This is a genomic window from Pseudomonas sp. B6001 (assembly GCF_013386015.1).
Lineage (GTDB): Bacteria > Pseudomonadota > Gammaproteobacteria > Pseudomonadales > Pseudomonadaceae > Aquipseudomonas.
Map to the genome: position 1 here is coordinate 327,269 of NZ_JACAOX010000004.1, position 19,522 is coordinate 346,790.

The 19,522-nt window shown below is 62.6% G+C and carries 18 protein-coding genes; 9 read left to right on the top strand and 9 right to left on the bottom strand.

The genetic code is table 11. From position 1 onward, the window contains the following. Positions 1 to 13: 13 nt before the first annotated feature. Positions 14 to 1,024, bottom strand: a complete 1,011-nt coding sequence (locus HX821_RS07645; RefSeq protein WP_102604906.1) for an aldo/keto reductase — start codon at positions 1,022 to 1,024, stop codon at positions 14 to 16. A 76-nt stretch (positions 1,025 to 1,100) separates the two neighbouring features. Beyond that, positions 1,101 to 2,003 (bottom strand): LysR family transcriptional regulator, encoded by a 903-nt coding sequence (locus tag HX821_RS07650; RefSeq protein WP_177035523.1) that lies wholly within the window; start codon positions 2,001 to 2,003, stop codon positions 1,101 to 1,103. A 100-nt stretch (positions 2,004 to 2,103) separates the two neighbouring features. Between HX821_RS07650 and HX821_RS07655 the strand changes: the two genes are divergently transcribed. After that, a complete protein-coding gene (locus HX821_RS07655; RefSeq protein ID WP_177023081.1) occupies positions 2,104 to 2,808 on the top strand; it encodes an SDR family oxidoreductase in 705 nt (234 codons plus the stop codon). Between the two features lie 65 nt (positions 2,809 to 2,873). Here HX821_RS07655 and HX821_RS07660 read toward each other — a convergent pair whose 3' ends face one another. After that, entirely contained in the window at positions 2,874 to 3,227 is a 354-nt protein-coding gene (locus HX821_RS07660) for a hypothetical protein (protein WP_023658819.1), read from the bottom strand. A 254-nt stretch (positions 3,228 to 3,481) separates the two neighbouring features. Next, complete coding sequence (locus tag HX821_RS07665; RefSeq protein WP_003212559.1) at positions 3,482 to 4,792, bottom strand: MFS transporter; 1,311 nt, start codon at positions 4,790 to 4,792, stop codon at positions 3,482 to 3,484. 161 nt (positions 4,793 to 4,953) lie between these two features. On the opposite strand from HX821_RS07665, the gene HX821_RS07670 reads away from it, so the two are divergent. The 3 genes from HX821_RS07670 (at position 4,954) to HX821_RS07680 (ending at position 7,888) form a co-directional block, all read left to right on the top strand. Continuing rightward, complete coding sequence (locus tag HX821_RS07670) at positions 4,954 to 6,060, top strand: sugar diacid recognition domain-containing protein (RefSeq protein ID WP_003212558.1); 1,107 nt, start codon at positions 4,954 to 4,956, stop codon at positions 6,058 to 6,060. A gap of 91 nt (positions 6,061 to 6,151) precedes the next feature. After that, complete coding sequence (locus tag HX821_RS07675) at positions 6,152 to 7,297, top strand: glycerate kinase (protein ID WP_177020102.1); 1,146 nt, start codon at positions 6,152 to 6,154, stop codon at positions 7,295 to 7,297. Between the two features lie 78 nt (positions 7,298 to 7,375). After that, the gene (locus HX821_RS07680; protein WP_177008517.1) at positions 7,376 to 7,888 is read left to right on the top strand and encodes a GNAT family N-acetyltransferase; all 513 of its coding nucleotides are present in this window, start codon (positions 7,376 to 7,378) and stop codon (positions 7,886 to 7,888) included. Here HX821_RS07680 and HX821_RS07685 read toward each other — a convergent pair. Next, positions 7,885 to 8,580, bottom strand: coding sequence for an aspartate/glutamate racemase family protein (locus tag HX821_RS07685; protein WP_177035524.1), 696 nt, complete (start codon positions 8,578 to 8,580; stop codon positions 7,885 to 7,887). The genes HX821_RS07680 and HX821_RS07685 overlap by 4 nt on opposite strands. A 126-nt stretch (positions 8,581 to 8,706) precedes the next feature. Between HX821_RS07685 and HX821_RS07690 the strand changes: the two genes are divergently transcribed. After that, positions 8,707 to 9,201 (top strand): hypothetical protein, encoded by a 495-nt coding sequence (locus tag HX821_RS07690; protein WP_003212554.1) that lies wholly within the window; start codon positions 8,707 to 8,709, stop codon positions 9,199 to 9,201. 110 nt (positions 9,202 to 9,311) lie between these two features. Here HX821_RS07690 and HX821_RS07695 read toward each other — a convergent pair whose 3' ends face one another. Both HX821_RS07695 and ccoN read right to left on the bottom strand, forming a co-directional pair. Then, positions 9,312 to 9,533 (bottom strand): cbb3-type cytochrome c oxidase subunit 3, encoded by a 222-nt coding sequence (locus tag HX821_RS07695; RefSeq protein ID WP_017480401.1) that lies wholly within the window; start codon positions 9,531 to 9,533, stop codon positions 9,312 to 9,314. Next, complete coding sequence (gene ccoN / locus HX821_RS07700) at positions 9,533 to 10,960, bottom strand: cytochrome-c oxidase, cbb3-type subunit I (RefSeq protein ID WP_003212552.1); 1,428 nt, start codon at positions 10,958 to 10,960, stop codon at positions 9,533 to 9,535. The genes HX821_RS07695 and ccoN overlap by 1 nt, the downstream gene beginning before the upstream one ends. A 208-nt stretch (positions 10,961 to 11,168) precedes the next feature. Between ccoN and aldA the strand changes: the two genes are divergently transcribed. From aldA to HX821_RS07720, 4 genes are all read left to right on the top strand, one after another. Next, the gene (gene aldA / locus HX821_RS07705) at positions 11,169 to 12,593 is read left to right on the top strand and encodes an aldehyde dehydrogenase (RefSeq protein ID WP_177008514.1); all 1,425 of its coding nucleotides are present in this window, start codon (positions 11,169 to 11,171) and stop codon (positions 12,591 to 12,593) included. A gap of 76 nt (positions 12,594 to 12,669) precedes the next feature. Continuing rightward, positions 12,670 to 13,980, top strand: a complete 1,311-nt coding sequence (locus HX821_RS07710) for a nitrate/nitrite transporter (RefSeq protein ID WP_177035525.1) — start codon at positions 12,670 to 12,672, stop codon at positions 13,978 to 13,980. 1 nt (position 13,981) lies between these two features. Beyond that, a complete protein-coding gene (locus HX821_RS07715; protein WP_008432553.1) occupies positions 13,982 to 15,199 on the top strand; it encodes a mandelate racemase/muconate lactonizing enzyme family protein in 1,218 nt (405 codons plus the stop codon). A gap of 27 nt (positions 15,200 to 15,226) precedes the next feature. Next, entirely contained in the window at positions 15,227 to 16,837 is a 1,611-nt protein-coding gene (locus HX821_RS07720; protein WP_177035526.1) for a GMC family oxidoreductase, read from the top strand. Between the two features lie 114 nt (positions 16,838 to 16,951). On the opposite strand, the gene HX821_RS07725 is transcribed toward HX821_RS07720, so the two are convergent. After that, positions 16,952 to 17,872, bottom strand: a complete 921-nt coding sequence (locus HX821_RS07725; RefSeq protein WP_177035527.1) for a pyridoxal-phosphate dependent enzyme — start codon at positions 17,870 to 17,872, stop codon at positions 16,952 to 16,954. A gap of 37 nt (positions 17,873 to 17,909) precedes the next feature. After that, a complete protein-coding gene (locus HX821_RS07730; RefSeq protein ID WP_177035528.1) occupies positions 17,910 to 19,313 on the bottom strand; it encodes a sodium:solute symporter family protein in 1,404 nt (467 codons plus the stop codon). Between the last annotated feature and the right edge of the window lie 209 nt (positions 19,314 to 19,522).

Here is a 19,522-nt window from a genome sequence, read left to right on the forward strand (position 1 = left end):
CCATAAAAGGGACTTATGGCCGGGCAACTCGCCCCGACACAAAGTGGCTCACATCATTGAACCCTGGCGTCGACGCATGCCCTGGCGTGACCAGCGAGTCGATGAATGCTTCGTCCTCCGCCGTGATCTTCACCTCCAGCGCGCCGGTGTAGGCATCCCACTGCGCCTCGGTGCGCGGCCCGACAATCGCCGAACTGACCGCCGAGTTGTTCAGGACCCAGGCAATCGCGAACTCGACAATCCCCACGCCACGGCCCTGGGTGTATTGCTGGATCTGCTGGGCGATGCGCAGGGATTCAACGCGCCATTCGGTTTCCAGGATGCGCTTGTCCTGGCGCCCGGCACGGCTGCCGGCTTCAGGCGTTACGTCCGGCGCATATTTGCCGCTGAGCACGCCACGGGCCAGCGGGCTGTAAGGCACCACGCCCAGGCCATACGCGGCGGCGGCGGTGATCTGCTCCACCTCGGCCTGACGGTTGACGATGTTGTACAGCGGCTGGCTGATGATCGGTTTGTCCACCCCCAGGCGCTCGGCCACGCGGATCACTTCGGCGATCCGCCAGCCGCGGTAGTTGGACAAGCCCCAGTGGCGGATCTTGCCCTCGCGGATCAAGTCGCCAATCGCTGAAATCGTGACTTCCAGTGGCGTGTTGTGGTCTTCGCGGTGCAGGTAATAGATGTCCAGGTAATCGGTGTCGAGGCGCGTCAGGCTGGCTTCCAGCGCATTGAAAATCCGCTTGCGACTCAGGCCGCTGCGGTTCGGCAGGCCATCCGCCGGGCCGATGCCGACCTTCGAGGCCAGCACCCAATCCTGGCGCTGGCGGGCGATGGCTTCGCCGACGATTTCCTCGGAGCGCCCTGCGGTGTAGACGTCGGCGGTGTCGATAAAGTTGATGCCTTGATCCCAGGCCTTGTCGATGATGCGCAGCGAGTCCTCGGTGTTGGTCTGCTCGCCAAACATCATGCTGCCCAGGGTCAGTGCGCTGACCTTCAACCCGGACTGGCCCAGTGTGCGGTAAATCATCGTGAACACCTCAAAAGGGGGAGACAGGCCCTATCCAATACCAGAGAGCAAGGCTCTGGAACAAGCCCCGCGACGGTTATTGCGGTAATAGTTCGGCGCAGCGCAGTTGCAGGAAGCGGTGCAGTACCTTGACTCGCTCCGACACCTGCAACCGATGGGGACACATCAGATTGAACGGGGTCGGTTCGCCTTGCCAATCGGTGAGCAACGGCACCAGGCGCCCGGCCTTGATATCGCGCGCTACATCCAGCCGCGCTTTATAGGCGATGCCGTGCCCGGCCAATGCCCAGCGCCGCACGATCTCGCCGTCATCACTGAGGTAGTCGCCGCCGACCTCGACTTCCTGCAGCACCTCGCCCTGGCGAAAGTACCAGGTGTTGTTCGCCCGACCCTGGCGCATATAGCGCAGCGTGCTTTGTTGTGCCAGGTCCTGGGGGAGGCGTGGCGTACCGTGGCGCGCGAGGTAGTCGGGGCTGGCGCACGCCACCCGCGTGTGGTCGGGCACCACCGGCAACGCGACCAGGCTGGAGTCCCGTGGTACGCCGAAACGCAGGGCGATGTCGACGGTTTCGCGGAACAGGTCGGCATTGCTGTCGTTGAGCAGCAACTGAAGGCGCACGTTCGGGTGTTCGAGCTTGAACTCATCCAGCCAGCCCAGCAGCACATTGCGCCCGAAATCCGAGGGCGCGGCCAATTGCAGTAACCCGCTCAGGCTCTGGCCTTGCTGCTTGACCGCCTGTTCGCCTTCCGACAGCGCCTCCAGGGCCACGCGCACACTGTCGAGGTAGCGCCGGCCTTCTTCGGTCAGGCGCATGCTGCGGGTGGAACGCGCCAGCAGCCGGATGCCCAGGCGGGTTTCCAGGCGCTTGAGGGCAATGCTCGCTGCGGCCGGGGTCAGGCTGAGGCTGCGGGCAGCTGCCGACAGGCTGCCGGTGTCAGCAGTGCGCACGAACACTTCAAGGTCGAGGATTGAGCTCATTTGTAAAAATCCTTTAAAGATCTTGTCGTTTTACCGGGATTTTTCAACGATTGCCAAGCTGGGAAGATGAAAGCTCATTTTCTCAGCCAGGTATTTCCCCATGACATCTCCCCTCAACGGCAAAACCATCATCGTCATTGGCGGCAGCAGCGGCATTGGTGCCGCGGTGGCCAAGCAGGCCGTGGCACGCGGTGCCCACGTGGTGCTGGCCGGGCGGCGCTTGTCTTCAACCGTGGAGAACGGGGTGCGTAGCGAGCAGGTGGACGTGACCGACGCAGCCTCATTACAGCGCTTGTTCGAAACCGTGGGGCCGTTTGACCATCTGGTCTACACCGCAGGGCCTGCGGTGCAGGCCAAGGCCCTGATCGAGACCGACCTGAACCTGGCGCAAGACAACTTCAACGTGAAGCTCTGGGGTTCGCTGCGGGCGATCCAGTCGGCGCTGCCATTTCTCGCCGAGCGCGGCAGCATCACCCTGACGTCGGGGCAGTTGGGGCGCAAAACGGTTGCGGGGCAATTCATCAAGACCGGCATCAATGCGGCGACCGAAGCGCTGGGCAAGCAACTGGCCAAGGAACTGGCGCCACGGCGGGTCAATGTGGTCAGCCCGGGGGTGATCGACACCGAGGCGTATGCCGGGTTGTCCGATGAGCAGCGACTGGCAATGTTTGCCAAGGCGGGCGGGGCGTTGCCGGTGGGGCGCGTGGGGCAGGCCGAAGAAGTGGCTGCCGGGTATGTGTTGGCGATGGAGAACGGGTTTATCACCGGTAGCGTGATTGATGTCGACGGCGGCGGATTACTCTAAAGGCAGCTGAATAAAAAAGGTCCCGCTTTCAGGCGGGACCTGCATTATCAGTAATAGGGCCGTGCTTAATAACGTGGCACCGGAACCGGTTGTGGCGGGTAGTAATAGCCTGGAGGCGGCGCCTGGTAATAGACCGGTGGCGGCTGTTGGATGTACACCGGCTGCGGTTGCACGTAAACCGGTTGCTGCTGCACATAGACCGGAGGCTGGGAGTTGGCGACCACCGAACCCACTACGAGGCCGCCGACAACCGCACCCAGTAAAGCCGGGCCACCCCAGCCCCAACCACCGCCATGCCCGTACCCATAACCGTGACCCCAGCCATAGCCATATCCTCCACGGGCTTCTGCTTGCCCTGCGATGGCGAGGGTGGCAATGAGCAACATGGCTACTTTCATTTTTGAGAGTCGACTGATCATGATAAGTCCTCTACGTATGCACCGAACCGGTCTTGATAATATCCCCGGGCATAGGCTTCAGACAGCGGTTTCGGACGGGATGATGGGGTACGAAAGTAAAGGCTGGGTAAAGGTTGTAGCCTATTTGTTACCTGGAATGGGCGTAGAGGTTAATACGGCTGTCAGGCGGTAGTTTGCCTATAAAAACACGCCTTTATATGAGCAGATAGATGACCGGCGCCGCCCTCGATATCGCGGCACCGGTCAGCGCTGATTCAAGCCTTGAGTGTGCGCGTCATGCGCAACGCCAGCACACTGCCCGCGACGATCACCGCCGCCAGCAGGTACAGCGCCAGGTCCGTAGACCCGGTGGCATCTTTCACAAACCCGACGATATACGGGCTGAGGAACCCCGCCATCTGGCCCATGGAGTTGATCAACGCCAGACCACCCGCTGCCGCACCTGCGCTGAGCATCGCGGTTGGCACCGGCCAGAACATCGGCAGGCCGGTGAGGGCACCCATGGTGGCGATGGTCAGGCCGAGGATCGCAATGGCCGGCGTGGTTGCAAAGTTCACCGCAATCACCAGCCCGATCGCGCCCATCAGCATCGGCACCACCAGGTGCCAGCGACGCTCCTTGCGCAAGTCGGCAGAGCGGCCCACCAGCAGCATGAACACCGCCGCCAGCAGGTACGGGATCGCACTCAACCAGCCAATCACCAGGTTATCGCTGAAGCCCATGTTCTTGATGATCGATGGCAGCCAGAAGTTGATGGCGTACACACCGCTCTGGATGCAGAAGTAGATCAGGCCGAACGCCCAGATCGCCGGGTTCTTGAACACTTCCAGCAGCGAGTCGCTGGTGGTCTTCGGCTTGTTGGCCAGGTCGGTCGCCTGGTCGGCTTCCAGCACCGCGCGCTCATGGGGCGTGAGCCACTTGGCGTTGGCAAAGCTGTCGCTGAGCAGGAAGTAGGCGAGGGCGCCGAGGATCACCGTCGGCACGCCTTGCAGCAGGAACATCCACTGCCAGCCCGCAAGCCCGCCCTGGCCGGCGGCGAAGTGGTTGAGGATCCAGCCGGAGAACGGGCTGCCGAGCAGGCCGGAGACCGGAATCGCCGACATGAACAGCGCCATGATCCGCCCACGGCGGAAGGTCGGGAACCACTGCGAGAGGTACAGCACCACGCCCGGGAAGAACCCGGCTTCAGCGGCGCCGGTCAGCAGGCGCAAGCCGTAGAAGTGCGTCGGTGTGGTAACGAACAACAGGCAGGTGGACAGGGCGCCCCAGACGATCATCATCAGCGCAATCCAGCGCCGTGGACCGAATTTGGTCAGCGCCAGGTTGCTCGGCACGCCGCACAGCACGTAGCCGATAAAGAAGATCCCGGCACCGAGGCCGTACACGGTCTCGCTGAATTTCAGGTCGTCGAGCATCTGCAACTTGGCAAAGCCGACGTTGACGCGGTCGAGGTAGTTGAACAGGTAGCAGATGAAAATGAAGGGGATCAGGCGCAGGGTGATGCGCTTGTATACGGCGTTTTTATCGTCATCGGTGGCCTGGGTAACAGCGGCGCTCTGTGACATGGCAGTCTCTCTTTATTATGATTTTTCGCGATGCGAGGGTAACGTTGATCGCCCAACGAGTCTCGGCCACCTCAAGGGGTGCTGTCTTTGTGCTCGCGCACAGTGAAGCATGGTTTGCGCTGTGCCTATGAACAACCGGTTTTTTTCAGGAATTTAGCCCCATGTTCGAGCTGGATCATGACCTGGCGCAGGATATCGTCAATCGCACCATGGCGATCCTGCCCTATAACGTCAACGTCATGGACAGCCAGGGCCTGATCCTGGGCAGCGGCGAACCCGAGCGGATCAACACCCGCCACGAAGGCGCGCAGTTGGTGCTGGCCAACGGGCGGGTGGTGGAAATCGACGGCCAGACCGCCAAGCACCTCAAGGGCGTGCAACCCGGGATCAACCTGCCGCTGCTGCACGACCAGCGCCTGATCGGCGTGCTGGGCATTACCGGTGAGCCGGAATTGCTGCGCACCTATGCCGAACTGGTGCGCATGACCGCCGAAATGCTGGTCAGCCAGCGTCACCAGCAAGCCGAGCAGCAATGGCGGCGCCAGCGCTGCGATGATCTGCTGGCACTGCTGCTGGCCGAGACCGGCGATTCGCCGCGCCTGGTGGATGAAGCCCAGCAACTGGGCCTCAAGCCGCAGCTGGCGCGCACGCCGTACCTGTTCGAGCTGGGCAGCGGCCAGTCGGCCGAGGCCTTGAGCGCCTGGCTGACCTCGCGCTACCCCGACAGCTGGTGCGTCAGCTCCGCGCAGTTTTCCCTGCTGTGGTGCCGGCCGGCGTCGGTGCAAGTCGATAACCCGCGCCTGCTGGAAAAGCTCGACGGCCTGGGCTGGAATATCCTGCGGGTCGCCGTCGGCGGGCAAGCGGACGGGCTGGCCGGCCTGCGCCGTTGTTACCGGCGGGTCGGCGACCTGCTCGCCTATGGCCGTGATGTGCTGCCCGAATCGCGGTTGCTGACCCTCAATCGCTACCGCCTGCCGGTCATGCTCTGGCGCCACCGCAACGACGACGCCCTCGACGAACTGCTCAACCCGCTGCGCAAGGTACTGGCCAAGGACAGCAACGGCCAGTTGCTGGCGACCCTGCGCAGCTGGTGCGACCACGACGGCCAAAGCCAGGCCTGCGCCGATGCCCTGGGGATCCACCGCAACAGCCTGCGCTACCGCATGGAACGCATCGCCGAGCTGAGCGGCGTCGACCCGCTGACCCTCGACGGCATGCTCGCGTTGTACCTCGGCGTGCAGCTATTGCCGCAAGCTTTGTCCAAATGAACAACAAACCCCAGCCACTCTTGTGCAATGGACCGGCGTTATTGCCGGTGCCAACTGGCAGCATGGGCGTTATAAAAACCGGAGAAAGCCCATGAAAATCATCATCGCCCCCGACTCGTTCAAGGACAGCCTGAGTGCTGAAGGCGTGGCGAATGCCATTGCCGAGGGGTTGGCCAGCGTGTGGCCCGACGCCGAGCTGATCAAGTGCCCAATGGCGGACGGTGGTGAGGGCACGGTGGAATCGGTACTCGCCGCCTGCCAGGGCGAGCTGCGCACCAGCCGTGTGCAAGGGCCATTGGGCGGCAGTGTCGACGCGCATTGGGGCTGGTTGGCCGAGAGCCACACCGCAATCATCGAAATGGCCGAAGCCAGCGGCCTGCAACTCGTGCCACCGGGTCAGCGAAATGCGTGTTCCAGCAGCACCTTCGGCACTGGCGAACTGATCCGCGCCGCCCTGGATGCCGGCGCCCAGCGCATCATCCTGGCCATTGGCGGCAGCGCCACCAACGACGGCGGCGCCGGGGCGATGCTAGCCCTGGGTGTGCAGTTGTTTGATGCCGAGGGAGCAGCGCTGCCCCTTGGCGGCCTGGCGCTGGGCAAGCTGTCGCGCATCAGCCTTGAGCAACTGGACCCCCGCCTGAACGAAGTGCGCTTCGAAATCGCCGCCGACGTGAACAACCCTTTATGCGGTCCTCACGGGGCCTCGGCGATTTTTGGCCCGCAAAAGGGCGCCAATCCCCAGCAAGTCGAACAACTGGATGCGGCCCTCGGCCATTTCGCCGATCACTGCGCCAAGGTATTGCCCAAGGATGTACGTGACGAACCCGGCAGCGGCGCCGCCGGTGGCTTGGGTTTCGCCGCCAAGGCGTTCCTTGGCGCGCAGTTTCGCGCGGGTGTTGAAGTGGTCGCAGAGCTTGTTGGGCTTGAGCAAGCCGTGCGTGGCGCCGACCTGGTGATCACCGGCGAAGGCAGGTTCGACGCCCAGACCCTGCGCGGCAAGACCCCGTTTGGCGTGGCGCGAATCGCCAGGCAGCACAACGTGCCGGTGATCGTGATCGCCGGCACATTGGGGGATGGCTACGAGCAAATGTACGCCCACGGCGTGGATGCCGCGTTCGCCTTGCCGTCCGGCCCGACTACCCTGGAACAGGCCTGCAGCGAGGCACCGCGCCTGTTGCGCGAGCGCGCCTCGGACATTGCCCGGGTCTGGAAATTGGTGGCTGCGCGTTCCCGATGAGTGCAGTGCAGGGCTCGCCATTCTGGGGCCTTGCCGCCTACACTGGTCGGCCACGTGTTTTTCAAAGGACGAAACACCATGCACACACCTGAACCCAAGATCGTTATCACGCGCTTCACCGAGGCCCATCTTGAAGGCGTCGCTGCGCTCTACAACGACCCGGCTGTATGCCGTCAGGTGCTGCAAATGCCTTTCCAGTCGGTCGAGGGCTGGCGCAAACGCCTGGTGCAGGACAACGAGCGGCGGCTACAGCTGGTGGCGCTGCATGCCGGTGAAGTGATCGGCCAGCTGGGTTTGGAACAGTATTTGCGCGTGCGCCAAAGCCACGTCGGTTCATTCGGCATGGGCGTCGCCACCGCCTGGCAGGGCAAGGGCGTGGGCTCCCGGCTGCTGGGCGCGGCGCTGGAGGTGGCGGATAACTGGATGAACCTGCACCGGGTGGAACTCACGGTGTACGCCGACAACGAAGCCGCCCACCGGCTGTACCACAAGTTCGGCTTCGAGACCGAAGGCCTGCTGCGCGACTACGCCGTGCGTGACGGCGCATTCGTCGACACGCTGACCATGGCGCGCATCCGCAAGCCGGCCTAGTCGTCCTGCAACGCAAACGCCACCGCAGCCTGCGCATGCAGCTCGGTGGTGTCCAGCAAGGGCAGGTTGCTGTGCTGCGGCTTGATCAACAGGCTGATTTCCGTACAGCCGAGGATGATGGCCTGGGCGCCACGGGCGGCCAAAGACTCGATCACCCGCTGGTACACCTCGCGCGATGCGTCGCTGATCACTCCGACACACAATTCCTCATAGATGATCCGGTGCACGGCCTGGCGCTCTTCAGCGTCCGGCACCAGCACGGTCAGCCCCTGTGCCGCCAGGCGTGACTTGAGAAACTCCTGCTCCATGGTAAACGCGGTACCCAGCAGGCCAACGCTCAGGGTGCCAGCTTCCACGGCCGCCGCGCCGGCAGCGTCTGCAATATGCAGAAACGGTATCGACACCGCCGCTTCAATCTGCGGCGCTACCAGGTGCATGGTGTTGGTACACAGCACGATGCACTCGGCGCCCCCGGCTTGCAGGCGGCGGGCGGCGTCTTCGAGGATCAGCGCCGCGTCGTCCCAGCGCCCGGCGTGCTGGGCCTGCTCCACCGGGCCGAAGTCGACGCTGTACATCAACAGTTGTGCCGAGCGCAGCGGCCCGAGCTGGTCGCGCACGTTCTGGTTGATGATGCGGTAATACTCGGCGCTGGACTCCCAGCTCATGCCGCCGATAAGGCCGATGGTGCGCATGCGATGCTCCTGAATTGGACGGGCGAGGGCACCACATTACCCGCGCGCTGCGCTTTAGTCATACGCCGGTGTGCGGCATCTGCCATGATCAAGGCTCGCAACATGGGTCACCCAAGGAACACGGCAATGGACGATGTACAACAACTGGGCGAGATGCTGCGTCATTACGCCGACAGCGAAGCCCACAAGAAACAGCAGTTCGAAGTGCAGTCGGCCCATTGGGCGCAGAAGATCGGCGAGTTGTTCGGCCAGATCGAGCAGTGGCTTGCGCCTGTGAAGACGGTCGGTTTGCTGGAAGTGCAGCGCGAGGCGTACGTGGCTTCCGGCCCCAGCGTGCCGGTGGAGACCTCCACCTTCAAGACCGAGAAACTGACCATCCATATCGCCGGCAAACCGGTGGAGTTCGTGCCGGATGTGATGGGCGCCGGCGGTTTGATTTCGCTGTCGGTGATGGGCTTGACCGCCGCCCGCTACGGCAGCATTTCCCTGGTATTGCTGCCGGGGAAAAACGACTGGCTGTGGAAGAAAACCAATGGTTTGAAAGACCCGGATACGTTCGGCTTCGATGCCAACTTCCTGGCGTTGCAGTTGCAGAGCCTGATTCCCCGCGAACGCGGCTAGTCGCTCAATGTGGTGCTTGTGTGGGAGCGGGCTTGCTCGCGAAAGCGGTGTGTCAGTCGCTGTATATGTTGACTGAACCACCGCATTCGCGAGCAAGCCCGCTCCCACAATTAGATCTCTATATTGCCCCAGTCCTGCTTTGTTTCCTCAGGCGCCACCGCGTTGACCCGCTTGCCCGTGGCCAGCTCCACCCGCCGTGCCACTTCCGGGTCATCGGCGAACGGCATCAGGCTGGCCTCATCCAGGCTCTCCTTCGACTGGCCCCGCAGGCAATACTCCACCGCGCCATACAGGCCGATCACCGCCGCCAGGTTCAGCGCTATCTCCCACATCAGGCGATCTGCGCGTCAAGCTGCGCCACCTTCAAATCCGCCACACGCACGGTGCGCCAGGTGTTGTACGCCATCAGCAACATGCCGCTGAGGAAGAACACCCCGCCGACGAATCGCACCACAAATCCCGGATGGCTGGCCTGTAACGCTTCCACAAACGAGTAGGTGAGGGTGCCGTCATCGTTCACCGCCCGCCACATCAGGCCCTGGGTGATGCCGTTGACCCACATCGACGCGATGTACAGCACCGTGCCAATGGTCGCCAGCCAGAAGTGCATATTGATCAGCCCCACACTGTGCATCTGCGCGCGCCCGAAGATTTTCGGGATCATGTGGTACAGCGAGCCAAACGTGATCATCGCCACCCAGCCCAGGGCGCCGGCGTGGACGTGGCCGATGGTCCAGTCGGTGTAATGGGAGAGGGCGTTGACGGTCTTGATCGCCATCATCGGCCCTTCAAAGGTCGACATCCCGTAGAACGCCAGCGACAGCACCAGGAAGCGCAGGATCGGGTCGGTGCGCAATTTATGCCAGGCCCCGGAAAGCGTCATCATGCCGTTGATCATCCCGCCCCAGCTCGGCGCCAGCAGGATCAGCGACATCGCCATCCCCAGCGACTGCGCCCAGTCGGGCAGCGCGGTGTAGTGCAGGTGGTGCGGACCGGCCCAGATGTACAGGGTGATCAGCGCCCAGAAGTGCACGATGGACAGGCGATAGGAATACACCGGCCGCCCGACCTGCTTCGGCACGAAGTAGTACATCATCCCCAGGAAACCGGTGGTCAGGAAGAACCCCACGGCGTTGTGCCCGTACCACCACTGCACCATCGCGTCGGTGGCCCCGGAATACACCGGGTAGGACTTGAACCAGTCCACCGGGATCGACAGGTGATTGACCACGTGCAGCATCGCGATCACCACGATAAATGCACCGAAGAACCAGTTGCCGACGTAGATGTGCCGGGTCTTGCGCTGCACCACAGTGGTGAAAAACACGATCGCATAGGCCACCCACACCACGGTCATCCACACCGCGCCGCTGAACTCGATCTCGGCGTATTCCTTGGTGGTGGTGTAACCCAGTGGCAGGCTGACCAGCATGATCACGATCACCGACTGCCAGCCCCAAAAGGTAAAGGCAGCGAGCTTGTCCGAGTACAGCCGTACCTGGCAGGTGCGCTGTACTGCGTAGTAGCTGGCGGCGAATTGCGCGCTGCCGGCAAAGCCGAAAATCACCAGGCTGGTGTGCAGCGGGCGCAGGCGGCCGAAGGTGGTCCACGGCAGGTCGAGGTTCATCTCGGGCCACACCAGTTGCGAGGCGATCCACACGCCCATGGCCATGCCGACCACGCCCCAGACGATGGTTGCAATGACGAATTGACGCACGACCTTGTAGTTGTAGGCCTGTGCGGTTGATGGTGGTTGCATGCTTAGTCCTCCCACGGTTCCAAGTGGGCGGCACTGTAGGAAGTATGGGTAGAACAATACAGACTCAGACCCGGGTCATTACTACGGATCAGCCACTAACCTGCATTTTTCGCACGTTACCCCCGTCAATAAATCGTTTGTCCAACCCCCGCCCAATGACAAAACTGCAAGTCACTCGCAAAACAACAACGATTGGGCAAAAAACCATATGCAAATCGAGCGCAACTTTTACAACGGCCACTTCGCCGAACCTGCCAGCACCGCCCAAATCGCGGTCTACAACCCCGCGACCGAGGCCCAGGTAGGCCGGGTGTCCGCCGCCACCCCTGATGAAGCCATTGCGGCCGTCGATGCCGCCGCCAGCGCGCAGAAAACCTGGGGCAAGCTCACCAGCATCCAGCGCGCCGAACACCTGCGGGCTTTCGCCGCCGCCCTCGAAACCTGCGCTGAAAGCATAGGCCGGGCGCTGGCCAGCGAATCCGGCAAAAGCCTCGACGACGCCAGCAACGAAGCGCGCTACGCCGCCCAGATCACCCGCTACCACGCCGAATGGGCGCGCCGCATCGAAGGCGAAATCATCCCCAGCGACACCCCGGACGAAAACCTGTTCCTGCAACGCGAGCCCATTGGCGTCGTGGCTTGCCTGATTCCGTTCAACTACCCGGTCTATACCCTGCTGCGCAAAATCGCCCCGGCGCTGATTGCCGGCAACACCGTGGTGGTGCGCCCGAGCAACAACACGCCGTTGTCCGCCTTTGAAATCGCCCGTGCCGTCGAGCAGTCGGGCATGCCGGCCGGCGTGATCAACATCCTGACCATGGACCACGCCACCGCCGCCGCCCTGTGCACCCACAAGGCCGTGGGCCTGATCACCCTGACCGGCAGCGTCAACGCCGGGCGCATCGTGCTCGACTACTGCAAGGCCAACATCGCCAAGCCGTCCCTGGAGCTGGGCGGCAAGACCCCGGCGATCATCGAGGCCGACGCCGACCTGGAAAAAGCCGCCAGCGACATCATCGCTTCCAAGACCACCCACTGCGGCCAACTGTGCACGGCCGTCGAGCGGGTGTATGTGCAGGAAAGCGTCTATGACCGATTCCTGGCCCTGCTCAAGGCCAAGATCGGCGCCGTCAAATTCGGTGACCGTGCCACGGATGCGGGCCTGATGGGCCCACTGGTCAACGCCAGCTCCCGGCAGAATATTCACGCCATGGTCGAGCGCGCCATCGCCGACGGTGCTGTACTGGAAACAGGCGGCGTACTCCCCGACGGCCCGGGCCATTTCTACCCGCCGACGCTGCTCAGCGCCTGCCGCCAGGACATGGAAATCATCCAGGAAGAAATCTTCGGCCCGGTGCTGCCGGTGCTCAAGTACCGCGATATCGACGAAGCGCTGGCCATGGCCAACGATCACCAGTTCGGCCTGTCGTCGGTGCTCTACACCGAGAACTACCGCACGGCCATGAAAGTCGCCAACGCCATCGAGGCCGGCGAGTTGTACGTCAATCGCACCCCGGCCGACCCTTACCAGGGTTTCCACGCCGGCTGGAAACGCTCAGGGCTGGGCGGCGATGACGGCAAGCACGGGATGCTTGAATTCACCCAGACCCGTTTGGTGGTCATGAAGTACTGATTCACCGATCACCGGCTTCACCTCAATAAAAACAATTATCGGGGCACCTGCACAGTGGGTGCCCGAGGTCTACAAGATGTCCAAGCCTGCACCCGTTGCCCAGGGTTTCGATGCCGTGTCCGCGGCTAAACGCGACAAGGCCAGTCGCTACTTCCAATTGATGTTGCTGGTATTGGCTGCCGGGGCGATCTACCCGATCCTCTACCTGCGCCAGGTCTACCAGACCACCATGCTCGAGGTGTTCCAGATCAACCACAGCCAGCTGGGTTATCTGTACTCGATGCTCGGTACGATCTTCCTGCTCAGTTACCTGCCGAGCGGCTGGTTGGCCGATCGCCTGCCGCCACGCTTCCTGATCTTCTTTTCGTTGGTGGCCACCGGGGCCCTGGGTATCTGGTACTCCACCGTGCCGTCGATGACCGGCCTGATGATCATCTTCGGCTGCTGGGGCCTGACCACCGGCCTGACCTTCTGGGCTTCGGTGCTCAAGCGGGTGAAGATGATCGCCCATCACAGTGAGCAGGGCCGTTTCTTCGGCATCCTCGACGGCGGCCGTGGCCTGGTGGAAGCCTTGCTGGCGACCGTGGCCCTGGGGCTGTTCGCCTACGCCACCGAGACCCGCAGCCAAACTGCGGCCGAAGGCTTCAAGCACGTGGTGTACCTGTATTCGTTCGTGTGTATCGCCATTGGTTGTGTGCTGGTGCTGCTCAAGGACCCCAAGTCCATGGCCGAAACTGCGGCGGTGGAGAAGGGCAAGTTCAACCTGATCGCCGACCTCACCACCCTGGTGAAAATCCCCGAGCTGTGGCTGGTGACCGCCATCGTGTTCTGCGGTTACCACATGTTCTGGGCCACCTACAGCTTCTCCGATTACCTGCAAGGCAGCGGCATGACCGCCGTGATGGCCGGCACCATCACCACCATCAAGTTGTGGATGCGACCCATCGGCGGGATCGGCGGCGGCTGGCTGGGGGACAAGTTTTCGAACATCTCGGTGCTGATCGTCGCGCTGATGCTGGTGACCCTGGCGATGGTCGGCCTGATCGTGTTCCCGGCCATTGGCAGCCTCGGCTTGCTGATCGGCACGGTGATCTTTATCGGCCTGATGACCTACGCGATTCGCGGCCTGTACTGGGCGATCCTCGACAGCTGCGACATCCCGCTGCGCATCACCGGCCTGGCCATCGGCATCGTCTCGGTGGTGGGTTACCTGCCGGACACCTTTATCCCGCTGATCAATGGCTACCTCACCGACACATACCCGGGGCAGGTCGGCTACAACCTGTACTTCGGCTACATCGCCTTCATCGGCGTGCTCGGGACCCTCGCGGCCCTGACCTTGCGCGCCCGGATCAATCGTAAAAAATTCAACCAGACAGGTGCCTGAGATGAAAATCGTCGCCCTTGAAACCCATATTGTCGCCGTACCGCCGCCGCACATCGGCGGCATGTATTGGCTGTTCGTCAAACTGAAAACCGACTGCGGCATCGAAGGCGTGGGCGAGATCTACGCCGCCACCTTCGGCCCCAAGGCCATGCTGCCGATCATCGAGGACGTGTTCGAGCGCTACCTGCTCAACCACGACCCGCACCATATCGAGCGCTTCTTCCGCCAGGCGTACTCCAGCGGCTTCACCCAGCGCCCCGACCTGACCATGATGGGCGTGGTCAGCGGCCTGGAAATGGCCTGCTGGGACATCATCGGCAAGGCCGCCAACAAACCGGTCTATGAGTTGCTGGGGGGCAAGGTCAACGAACGCCTGCGTTCCTACACCTACCTGTACCCGGTCAACAGCAAGGGCGAGTACGACTACGACGACCCGGACCTGGCCGCCGAATGCGCGATCGAGAACATGAACAAGGGCTTCACCGCCGTGAAGTTCGACCCGGCAGGCCCGTACACCGCGTACTCCGGCCACCAGATCTCCCTGGAAGTGCTGGAACGCTGCGAAACCTTCTGCCGCAAGATTCGCGAGGCGGTGGGCGACAAGTGCGACCTGCTGTTCGGCACCCACGGGCAGATGGTGCCGTCGTCGGCGATTCGCCTGGCCAAGCGCCTGGAGAAATACGACCCGCTGTGGTTCGAAGAACCGGTGCCACCAGGCCAGGAAGAGGCCATGGCCCAGGTCGCGGCCAAGACCAGCATTCCCATCGCCACCGGCGAGCGCCTGACCACCAAGTACGAGTTCTTCAAGCTCTTGCAGGCCGGTGGTGCATCGATCCTGCAAATGAACGTGGCCCGCTGCGGCGGCCTGCTGGAAGCCAAGAAAATCGCGAGCATGGCCGAGGCCTACTACGCGCAGATCGCCCCGCACCTGTACAACGGACCGATTGGCGCAGCGGCGAGTTTCCAGTTGGCCACGTGCACGCCGAACTTCCTGATCCAGGAAAGCATCATGACCTGGGGCGGCTTCCATGCCGAAGTGCTGACCAAGCCGCTGCAATGGGAGGACGGCTACATCATCCCGTCCACCGAGCCGGGCCTTGGGGTGGAGCTGAACATGGACGTGGTGCGCAAGCACACGCCGTACACCGGCGAGCGGCTGCACCTGCAAATGGCGCCCACGCCCGCTGACGTGAAAGACACTTCGCCCGCCAAGGGCTAAAAAAAACGACTTATGCGGTAACCGTGAATGACATACGACTACATCATCGCCGGCGCCGGCGCCGCAGGTTGCGTCCTGGCCAACCGACTCTCCGCCTCGGGCGAGCATTCGGTATTGCTGCTGGAAGCCGGCGGCAAGGACAGCTCCTGGTGGTTCAAGATCCCGGTCGGTTTCGCCAAGATGTACTACAACCCGACCTTCAACTGGATGTACTACAGCCAGCCGCAAAAACAGCTGGCCGACCGTGCCATCTATGCCCCGCGGGGCAAGGTGCAGGGCGGTTCCGGCTCGATCAACGCCATGATCTACGTGCGCGGCCAGGCCCATGATTTCGATGACTGGGCGGCTAATGGCAACGACGGCTGGGGCTTCAAGGACGTGCTGCCGTACTTCCGCAAGCTGGAAAATCACCCCCTGGGCGACACCGAATACCACGGCAGCAGCGGCCCCATCAGCATCACCCCGATGAAGGGCCAGACTCACGCCATCTGCGATGTATTTCTCAAGGGCTGCGAGCAATTGGGCTATGGCCTGAGCGATGACTTCAACGGGCCGAACTTCGAAGGTGCGGGCCTCTACGACGTCAACACCCGCAACGGTGAGCGCTGCTCCAGCAGCTTTGCGCACCTGCACCCGGCGTTGGGTAGGCCGAACCTGACCGTGGAGTTGCATGCGCTGGTAGACCGCGTGCTGTTCGACGATCAACAACGCGCCACCGGCATCAGCGTGACCCAGCACGGCGTGGTTCGCACCTTTACCGCGCGCAAGGAGGTGATCCTGTGCGCCGGGGCGGTGGATACGCCGAAGATCCTGCAACTGTCGGGTGTGGCGGACAAGCAATTGCTCGCCGAACACAACATCCCGCTGGTCAAGGACCTGCCTGCAGTGGGGCAGAACCTGCAGGACCACCTCTGCGCCAGTTATTACTACAAGGCCAATATCCCGACCCTGAACGACCAGCTCAGTTCGCTGTTTGGCCAGTTCAAACTCGGCCTCAAATACCTGCTGACCCGCAAGGGCGCGCTGGCCATGAGCGTCAACCAGGCCGGCGGGTTCTTTCGCGGCAACGAAGGGCAGGCGCACCCCAATCTGCAGCTGTACTTCAACCCGCTGTCGTACCAGATCCCGAAAAACAACAAGGCCAGCCTCAAGCCCGAGCCGTATTCAGGCTTCCTGCTGTGCTTCAACCCGTGCCGGCCTACCAGCCGCGGGACGATCCGCATCGCCTCGAAAAACCCACGGGACGCGGCCTTGATCGACCCCAACTACCTGAGTACCCGGAAGGACATCGACGAGGTGATCCAGGGCAGCCGGCTGATGCGCAAGATCATGCAGGCGCCGGCGCTCAAGGGCGTGACGGTGGCCGAGGTATTGCCGGGGCCGGCGGTGCAAACCGATGAGCAGATGCTGCAGTACTTCCGCGAGAACAGCGGCTCGATCTATCACCTGTGTGGCTCTTGCGCCATGGGCTCGGACCCGCTGGTGTCGGTGGTGGACAAGCGCCTGAAGGTGCACGGGATGCAAGGGCTGCGGATTGTCGATGCGTCGATTTTCCCCAACGTGACCTCGGGCAATACCCATGCGGCGGTGTTGATGGTGGCGGAGAAGGGCGCGGATCTGATCCTGCAGGATGCCTGAATTGATCGTTCCCACGCTCTGCGTGGGAATGCATCCTGTGACGCTCCGCGTCACGACTTCAAGAGCAGACGCGGAGCGTCCAGGGCGGCGTTCCCACGCGGAGCGTGGGAACGATCATAGAGAGACCGTGTTCTGCCACTGAGCAACCGTTTCCGCACTGATGCTTACCCCACCACACACAATCACCACCACATCCTCAATCCCGGCAATCGCCCCATGCTCCAGATACGCCACGGCCAACGAAACCCCACATGCCGGTTCCACCAACTGGCGTAAATCATCGGCGTACCGCGCCACGCCCATCATCGCGTCGGCATCACTCAACACCACGCATTGATGGGCAAACCTGCCGATATGCTGCACCGGCCACGCCGCCACCTGGGTCGCGGCCAACGACTTGGCCACGGTATCGATCTTCGCCAGCCGCACGGGCTTTCCAGCCTCTACGGCAGCAGCAAACGAAGCCGCGCCCGCCGTTTCACACGCAATCACCTTGCAGCCGAACCGCCCATGACGCTCCAAGCCCGTCAGAACGCCCGCGAGCAGTCCACCGCCGCCCACCGAGGTCACGATGGCGCCCACCTGAGGGCAGTCCTCAAGAATCTCATCGATCATGCTGCTGTGGCCTTCCCACAACAGCGGGTGATCAAAGGCCGGCACATACAGTGCCTCAGGTGATTCGGAGAGTTGCAGCGCCAGCTCATTGGATTGATCCCACAGATCACCGTGCACCACCACCTCGGCCCCGGCCTGGCGGATGCGTGCGCGGGTGGCTTCGGGGGTGGTGGTCGGCACCACGATCCGCGCCTGTAACCCCAGGCCGCGCGCCGCGAAGGCCGTGGCCAGCCCGGCATTGCCGCCGGAGGGGCATACCACCGTGGTCTTGCCCTGGCTCGCCGCGTAGGCGCACAGCGTGGTCATGCCGCGCAACTTGAACGAGCCACAGGGTTGCAGGTTCTCGAGCTTCAGCCAGACCCGCCGGGTAGCGGTAGACAAGCCGGGGTGCAGGATCAACGGGGTGCGAATCGGCAGCATTTCACAAGTTCCTTTTGGGTGAGGCTGCCATCCTACCTCAGCTCGTGGCTGCCACCAGGGGGTCGGCCGGTGTCCTGCGGCGCGTCACATGGCTGATGCCCATGATGATCAACGGCGTGAACAGGGCGATGTAGGCGTTGTCGATGCCCCACGGATTACCAGCGAGGAACCAGCCCACGGTCGCGAGCAACGAGGCAATGATGCTCAGGAATGCCCCGGCCGCCGTGCCGAATTTCGGCGCGTAGAACACCATCAACACCAGCACGGCCAGGGAGGCGCGCAACGCCTTGCCGAGGAAGGCGATCATCAGCACCTTGTCCGAGGTCAGTGCCAGGGCAATCGGCAACAGGCCGACAGCGATGGTCGCCAGGCGCACGAAGCGCAGGGACTTGGCGTCGCTTTTTTCCGGGTTGAACCATGGCTCGTAGAAGTCCCGCAGCAACAACGTCGCCGAGCCCATGCTCACCGCCGAAATGGTGCCGAACAGCGAGCCGGCAAGGCCTGCCACCACCAGCCCGGCCGTCAGTTGGTCCATGCTGGCGATCAGGGTGGGGAAGGCTTGCAGGGAGTCGACATGGGGGAACAGCACCGCGCTGCACATACCGATCAGTGCTGCGCCGATGCCGAACGGCACCATCAGCACCGCCACGTAGAAACAGGCGCGCTGGGCCTTGCCTGCATGGCTGACGGTGTTCACCGCCTGGATTACGTATTGGGTGGAGAAGATCGAACCGATCCCGGCGATCATCCAGGCGATGATCTGGCCCCAACCCACGGCGGTCCAGTCAAACATGCTGGCGGGCAATTGCGCTTGCAGCTGGCCGATGCCGCCCACCTGCTTCAAGCCGAACCACAAGGCCAGGCCGACGCCCAGGTATTTCAGGGCGGCGTGGACGAAGTTGGTGTAGATCACTGAGCGCATGCCGCCGATGCTGACGTATGCCACCGAGACTACGCCGACGATCACGATCGCCAGGGTTCGGTCTACTTGCATCACGCTGGCCAATACGGCGCCGCCGCTGGCGTAGATCGAGACGGCGACGATCTCCAGGGCAAAGATGGTGATGATCGACGTGGCGAAGCGGGTGCGTTGGCCGTAGTTGCGCGCGAGTACGCCGGAGATGGTGTTGTCGCCCAGGTCCTTGTATTTGCGCGCCAGTAGCCAGGCGAAGAGTACGAAGCCCAGGGCCAGGGCGAACAGGTTCCAAGCGGCGGAGATGCCGACCTTGAAACCGGTTTGGGCGGTGCCGATGCTGACTGCGGTGCCGATAAATTCCGAGAGCATCAGGAAGCCGATCAGGAACGCCGGGAAGTGGCCGCCGCCGGTGGTGTAGTTGTTGGCGCTGCGGGAGTGGCGGCGCACGCCGTAGCTGATCAGTGCCAGGCTGAGCATGTACAGGCCGGTGATGGACAGTACGATCCATGAGGAGTGGGTGGGCATTTTTTATACTCTTTAGGTATTTTTGTAATTGTGGGTAGTTTCCTCTGCTGGTTTTGCTTTCGTCTAATATCGGGTTGGTATGGTTTGATACTCTTTTGGTATGGGTGTATATCCGTTATCTGGGTAACGGCTACCTATGGTTTCGCTCTTACAGCGAGGGCCGCTGCGCAATACCTGCGTTCGGCCTCGAGCTTATTGGGGCAGTCAGA